Origin of the sequence: Pseudokineococcus sp. 1T1Z-3 (assembly GCF_037482365.1) — a bacterium.
GTDB lineage: Bacteria > Actinomycetota > Actinomycetes > Actinomycetales > Quadrisphaeraceae > Pseudokineococcus.
On record NZ_JBBHZF010000029.1, the window covers coordinates 1 to 517 of the forward strand.

The window sequence follows — 517 nt, forward strand, 5'->3', positions numbered from 1 at the left end:
GGCACACCCACCGGAACCGGAACCGGCGCAGGAGCCGGAGGGGGCACAGGGGCAGGAGCAGGACAAGGAGAGGTGTTGCGGCCCTTGTACGGCGGAACGGGCTGACCGACCACGGCCCGGCACGGGCCGAAGTCGTGACCGGAGAGGGTCCGGCCCTTCCAGAAGGACGTCCGGCCCATGGCCCCGTCCCACGTCAGGGAGATGTGCACGTGGTCGGTGTGCGGGCTCGCTCCTGTGTAGGCACGCCACGTCGGGCGGTAACTGGCCCAGATGCGGCTGTCCCAGATGACGTACATGACGCCCAGGCGACGTGCGTTGCCAGCCGTCACCCCGTCGGCGTCCGGTCCGACCAGCCATCCCAGGAAGGCCTCGACATCGGCGACGTCAGAGGTATTCCTCGCGTCCTTCATCCAGTCGTACGCGCGACCGTCGGAGTGCTCCGTCGTACCCGACGAGCACACGCGCACGATCCCTCCGCCGTTGGCTCCGTAGGTCCTGGCCAGGAGTGATCGCAGAG

1 pseudogene is annotated in these 517 nt (G+C 68.9%); it reads right to left on the minus strand.

The features are described 5' to 3' along the window. Positions 1–410 (minus strand): annotated as a pseudogene (locus tag WDV86_RS15925) (hypothetical protein); the annotation flags it as partial. Between the last annotated feature and the right edge of the window lie 107 nt (positions 411–517).